Origin of the sequence: Cryobacterium sp. MP_3.1 (assembly GCF_035984795.1) — a bacterium.
In the GTDB taxonomy this organism is placed as follows: Bacteria; Actinomycetota; Actinomycetes; order Actinomycetales; family Microbacteriaceae; genus Cryobacterium; species Cryobacterium zongtaii.
In genome coordinates this window covers 1-5,922 of the sequence record NZ_JAXCHV010000056.1, presented here as the reverse complement: position 1 = coordinate 5,922, position 5,922 = coordinate 1, and the positions used below count along the sequence as shown (strand labels likewise).

The 5,922-nt window shown below is 62.1% G+C and carries 6 protein-coding genes; 3 read left to right on the top strand and 3 right to left on the bottom strand.

The features are described 5' to 3' along the window. Together RCH12_RS18270 and RCH12_RS18265 are read right to left on the bottom strand one after the other, a co-directional pair. On the bottom strand, positions 1-699 hold a 699-nt coding region (locus tag RCH12_RS18270; RefSeq protein ID WP_327017851.1), incomplete at its 3' end, for an IS3 family transposase. Beyond that, the gene (locus RCH12_RS18265) at positions 669-983 is read right to left on the bottom strand and encodes a transposase (protein WP_327017850.1); all 315 of its coding nucleotides are present in this window, start codon (positions 981-983) and stop codon (positions 669-671) included. The genes RCH12_RS18270 and RCH12_RS18265, both read right to left, overlap by 31 nt. A gap of 372 nt (positions 984-1,355) precedes the next feature. Between RCH12_RS18265 and RCH12_RS18260 the strand changes: the two genes are divergently transcribed. The 3 genes from RCH12_RS18260 (at position 1,356) to RCH12_RS18250 (ending at position 5,539) form a co-directional block, all read left to right on the top strand. Continuing rightward, positions 1,356-2,648 (top strand): hypothetical protein, encoded by a 1,293-nt coding sequence (locus tag RCH12_RS18260; RefSeq protein ID WP_327017849.1) that lies wholly within the window; start codon positions 1,356-1,358, stop codon positions 2,646-2,648. Positions 2,649-2,904: 256 nt separating this feature from the next. Continuing rightward, positions 2,905-4,377, top strand: coding sequence for an MBOAT family O-acyltransferase (locus tag RCH12_RS18255; RefSeq protein ID WP_327017848.1), 1,473 nt, complete (start codon positions 2,905-2,907; stop codon positions 4,375-4,377). A gap of 7 nt (positions 4,378-4,384) precedes the next feature. After that, entirely contained in the window at positions 4,385-5,539 is a 1,155-nt protein-coding gene (locus RCH12_RS18250) for a hypothetical protein (RefSeq protein ID WP_327017847.1), read from the top strand. A gap of 18 nt (positions 5,540-5,557) precedes the next feature. Here the strand turns inward: RCH12_RS18250 and RCH12_RS18245 are convergent, their stop codons facing one another. Further along, positions 5,558-5,779, bottom strand: a complete 222-nt coding sequence (locus RCH12_RS18245; protein ID WP_327017846.1) for an antitoxin — start codon at positions 5,777-5,779, stop codon at positions 5,558-5,560. Between the last annotated feature and the right edge of the window lie 143 nt (positions 5,780-5,922).

Genomic DNA, 5,922 nt, shown 5'->3' with positions numbered 1-5,922 from the left:
TGCTGGGCTGGAAGACACCGGCCGAGGTCTGGGCAGAGCACTTAGTATTGAGCGAACAAGTCGGTGTTGCAACGACCAGTTGAATTCGCCCTGGGTGCCACGGTCCGAGTGGAAGATCACCGTCGCCGGGCGGTCCCCGCGCAGCACCATGGCCATCGTGAGAGCGTCCTGGATGAGGTCGGTGCGCATGTGGTCGGCGATGGCCCACCCGATCACGCGGCGGCTGTGAGCGTCGATGACGGTCGCCAAATACACCCACCCCTCCCAGGTCCTCAGATAGGTGATATCGCCGACCCAGACCTGGTTCAGCGCTCCGGTGTCCCACTGGCGTTTCACGGCGTCGACTGGGTAGGCGTCAGCGTGATCGATGATCGTGGTCGTCTTCCATTTCTTCGGGCAGATCCCCGCCAATCCCAGGCGCCGCATGGTCGCGGCGACGGTTTTGCGGGAGACGATCTCCCCATCCGCGCGCAGATCGGCCAAGATCCTGGGGGTCCCGTAGACCTCGTCGGAATCGCCGTGGAAGAAGGCGACTTTCTGCTCGATGCGGACCCGGCGAATCGATGCCGGCGACGGCGCCCGGCCGATCCAGGCGTAGTAGCCCGACCGGGAGACCTCGAGGAGGCGGACCATGCGGGTGATGGTGAAGTTGGTCTTCTCCGCCAGCATCAGTTCGAACGCTTGCCGTTCGTATCCGATGCTTCCTGGGCGAAGAAGATGGATGCTTTTTTCAAGAACGCCCTGTCCATCTTCAGGTCCGCGTTTTCTTTCCGTAGCCGCAGCAGCTCGGCCCGTTCAGACTCCGTCACCTCGGTCTGCCCAGTTTCGTTGCGGGCCTTGAACGCGGTCACCCAGCGGCCCAGCGTGGCCTCGTTAATTCCGAGTTCACGGTCGACAGTTGCGACAGCCCTGCCGGTGGTTATAACCAGCTTCACGGCCTCGTCTTTGTACTCAGGGGTGAAGTCCCGACGTGATCTTGCCATAGTGAACATTCTCTCTTGTGAGGTGTCCACTCGACGGGGTCAGGGCCAATGGAGGAGTCTGAGGCCGACTCCCACTCTCATCAGGCGATCAGTGGTGCTGATTCACGCATGCCGGCCTGGTTGAGGAACCCAGTAGGCTTGCGCCCAGTACGCGCGCCTGCGGGTAGCAGCAGCCGGCTCTTCGCGGATGTGACGGAGCTACGTGTGCACGTCTCTCCGCTCTGAGAAGTCAGGAACGAAAAAATCAAGCAAGCAACGAGCAGCCATCAGCCGCCATCCGCGTCGAATGAAGAATCGACGGCGACTGGAGCTCTCCTTCTGGGGCAGCATTTTCACCGCCTGCGCATCGAGTACCTACTGCTCGGCGTTTTCGTGGCCGCGACTTTTATGCTCGGCCTCGGGACCATCGCGTACGATGCGGAAAAGTACTGGTCCGCGGCCCAGGGGCTCATCGGAAGTGGCCCGATGGAAGACGCCAACTTCTGGAGCTTTCGGGGGGCGCTAACCGGCGTCGTGTACGTGCCAGCCGCTGTGTTGACGGGCCTGCTCGGGCCTCAGTTCGCGCAGTTCACAATCCTCCTGCAGAACGCGCTCGTCTTGGGCTGGTTCGCCGCGTTCATGATGCCGAAGTTCACTGCATATTGGAAGCCGCCAACGACTACGTCCAGATTGGCCACCGCCTTTCTGCTGTGGATCGTGACCGTCGGATTTGCCCCGTACGCGCTGGTTGATCTTTATCCCGCGATCGCAGTTATCGTGTCTCTCCACCTGCTCCGTTCCGACAAACTGTTCTTTGTCCTGTTCGCGGGTGTTGTGTCCGGATTCGCGCTGAACCTTCGGCCCGCCTTTATGGTGTCCGCCATTCTCATCGGTGTCGTTGCTCTGGTGTGGAAGAGATGGAGGGGCATCCTCTTCGCACTGGGCATGCTTGTCGGGCTGATACCGCAGCTCCTCGTGAATGTGTTCACCTCAGGTGTCTGGTCGCTGTGGCCGCCGGCCCAGTCGAGCCTTGTGGCGCTTCAAGCGGGGTACGCCTCCTACATCGTGCGATACGACACTTTGTTGGGACTGGCAGTTCCACAACAGTTCTACTGTTCTCCCGCGATGGCCAACCAATTGTTTGGCACTGTCCTACCGACATCTACTGGGGAGCTCGCGTCAACCTTCCTGGGGAACATGCCGAACTCGATTGTGTTCTCGCTGCAGAAGATCGCGTCAGCCCTGCAATGGCCGGCATCTAACCCGTACGCTATTCGTGCTCCCGGGGTGGATGAGTTGTTTTCGTTGACGATCACGGCCGTCACAGTTTTTGGACTGCTGGCGCTGTTGAGGCTCGCGGTCAAGAGCAGGGGTAAGTGGACATCAAGCGTTTGGCAGAACTGGGCCGCAGTGACAGCAGTTGTACTCAGTTCCGTTGTAACTCTGGTCGGCGCAGCCACCGAAAGTCGCTTTGCCTTGCAGCTGGTGCTGATGGGTGTTGTGGGTTGTCTGGTACTCCCCGCGATCAGCCCCCGCCAGGCATGGGCACGCGGTCGTTGGTGGATCGTGGCGTCACTCGTCCTCGTGGTCGTGGTGACCTTCTTCGGATACAAGGGTCTGTCTCACCCGGCCGCGGCCGGCTTTGCCGACCAAGCGATCTGCGCTGCGCTGCGCGACGCGCCCTAACCTTTCGTCTTCTTGAACCGATCGCCGTCGACCATACGGATGGTGGACAGGGCCCTGCGTTCGGCTTCGTGACCGGCTTCCGGATTTTGGCCTCCGCATGGGGGGCGCAGTGGGCCGTGTATGTTCCGGGAAGCCCGGACGACTCCCCCTAGGCTCAGCGTTGTGGCACATCCGAGGCCGCCATTTTCGCTTGAATCCTCAAGGCTGCGTGAAAGTTCGCTGGCACCGGGGACCCCTACTGGTAGGCCTACTTTTCGTGGTTTTTTCTAGTCCGACCTTCCTGTTCCTGTTTCTGCCGATCACGCTGCTCGTGTATCACGCCATCCCGGTTCGGTCGCGGGGGCGAAACGCCTGGTTGTTGCTGGCCAGCGTGCTGTTCTACTTCTGGGGCGCCGGTAGCGCCATCCTGGCCATCGTGTTTGTGAGCCTGTCGAGCTTCGGCGGCGCGTACATCGCAATGCTGATCGCCCGACACCAGCGCACCGACCTGCCCGCGGGCACACCGAAGAAGATCACGATCCCGTCGATGGTGACGCTGCTGATCATCATGGTGCCGCTCATCGCGTTCAAATACCTCCCCCAGCTCGCTACGCTGGCCATCCCGGGCCTCTCACCGGCCCTGACCACGATGGACGCCCAGAGCTGGGCATTGCCGCTCGGGGTCTCGTTCTTCACCTTTCACGCACTGTCGTTCGTCATCGACTCCGCCCGGGCGGGACGACCGTTGACGACATCGTTCCCCTCGTATCTGCTGTACCTGTTCGTCTTCCCGCACCAGATCGCCGGCCCCATTGTGCGGTACTCGGAGATTGGCGCCCAGATCACCGCGGTGCGCCGGATCACGACCAAGCAGATGAGCTACGGCATCACCAGATTCACCTGGGGGCTCGCCAAGAAGGTGTTGATCGCGGACAATTGCGGCGTCGTCGCCAACGCTATGTTCGACAACGCCGCGAACCCCAACTTGATGACGGGCACGGGCGCGTGGCTTGGCGCCGTGGCCTACGCGTTGCAGATCTACTTCGACTTCAGCGGGTACTCCGACATGGCCATCGGTCTGGCTCAGATGTTCGGCTTTAAATTTCCGGAGAACTTCCGCTCCCCGTACACGTCGGTCAGCATCACCGACTTCTGGCGTCGCTGGCACATCACCCTCACCAAGTTTTTCCGGGACTACGTTTACATCCCGCTCGGCGGAAACCGGCGCGGCGTCTGGGTGGAGTACGGCGCTCTGCTGCTGGTCTTCTTGCTGACCTCGCTGTGGCATGGTGCGCTGGCCGGTTTTCTCATCTGGGGTGGCTTGCATTCGGCTGCATTGCTGCTGGAACGAGTGACCGGGCTGAGAGACATGCGCTCGCTGGTGGCGGTGCGCCGCACGCTGACGCTGCTGTTCGTCGTCGTCGCCTGGGTGCCGTTCCGCGCACTGGAGGTTGAGAGCAGTGTCGACATTTGGCGGGCAATGCTCGGCGGGCCGTGGGATCTGGGCTCGCCGGCGGTGTTCGTCACTCTCACCCCGATCACCGTCATCGCGATGGTGCTGGGCTCGCTGAGCTTCGTCATGCCGTCACACCGCACGGGCTTCCAGCTCGTGTTCGGACAATCCGAGCCAGGCACCCTGACCGCGTTCCGATGGAAGACCGCGTGTGTGGTGGTGCCGGTCACCCTCGCGGTAACGCTGTCGATGGTGCTGCACTCCGACTTCAGTCCCTTCCTTTACTTCCAGTTCTGAGGCGCCCGTGACCAACGCAGAAGAAGTAGAACCCACCCCCGAGAGCGCCGACCTGCAGGGATGGCGTCGCTGGGCGTCCACCGGTCTGATCGCCGCCTTCAGCGTCGGGATGTTGGGAATCTGGCTGGTGCCGGGCGATACAGCCGGGGCCGAGAACCGGGCCCCTCTCCCCTGGCCTGTGATCACCGCCGAGTCGGCGGCAGACACGGACACATTCCTGGGTTTCGATGCTGCCCTGCGCGACCGGCTCGGCGCCCAGGCAACAGTCTCGGAGGCTCTCGGCGACCTGTCTGTCCACGGGCTCGGCCGCAGCCCGACGCCCTCGGTCATCATCGGCACCAACGGGGAGCCGTTCTACGCGGCGGAACTGCACTGGCCGTGCCGCGAGACCGAAGACTCGCTCGCCGACGTCAAGGCCGACCTGGTTCAGGACCAGAAGGCCATGACCGCCGCCGACAAATACGTGTTGTTCCTGGTGGCACCGGACAAGTCATCCGTGCACCGGGCGGCAATCGAGGGCTTGGCACCGGACCTCCTGCGCTGTCAGGACTTCGTGCGCGGCCACTTCGAAGACTGGGAAGCCGAAGGAACCCTCCCGGTCATCACACTCTGGGATGACGTCGCAGCTCGGGACACGGCCTCCGCACCGGCCTACCTGGCCAATGACACCCACTGGAGCGCGTCTGGGTCGTTAGCGTTCAGCCACGCGCTGCTGCAGCGGCTGGTGGCTGATAACCGCGCCTCCCCCGACATCCTCGATGACCTGGCGAACCCGATCTCCGGTGATCCTGTGCCCTATGTGGCCGACCTGAACCGCATGATGGGCGTGACGGACATCGACTACACGAACACGATCTCGTTCGACCGACCCGATGTTGTCACGACGGATGGCACCGGCATCGGTGTCGCCGGCATGCTGAAACATCACTTCACGTCCACCTCGACCACGAGCGAACTGGTGCCAGGCAAGACGCTGCTGATTGGCGATTCGTTCCTGCTCAACCAAATACCCACGCAACTGTCGAACTTCTTCACCGACGTCACCATGGCCGCCCACGAGGAGCCGATTCTGACCAGCGAGTATGACCTCGTGATCGTGGAACGCATCGAACGGTACAGCGGCACCGATGAATGGCCCGATCTTTCGTCGACGCTGAAGTAGCGCTTAGAGCCGCGGTGCCTACTTCGGCTCGGGAGTGCTGTCGCGGCCGTCGGTGCCGTCGTTGCGGCCGATGTGCTTGTCAGCCGTGTCGCGGGCGTTTTGGATCTTGTCGGCGTGCTTGTTGCCGGTGACCTTGTTAGCCGCGGCAGCTGCGCCATCGATGACCTTGTCGGACATCTCCTCGCCCTTGTCGCTCTTGAGGAAGTCCTGGGCCTTGCGGGTGATGTCGTTGAGGTTCATGCGGGTCTCCGATCCTTGGGTGTGGTTACGAGGTTAGTTCGGGGTGCGGGGTCTCGATGCTCCTATTGATTGTCAAGCGGCAATTTGGGTTGCTGAATGACGTTCTTGGACGGCGATGAGGATGGGGAAGATTTCTCGGGCGA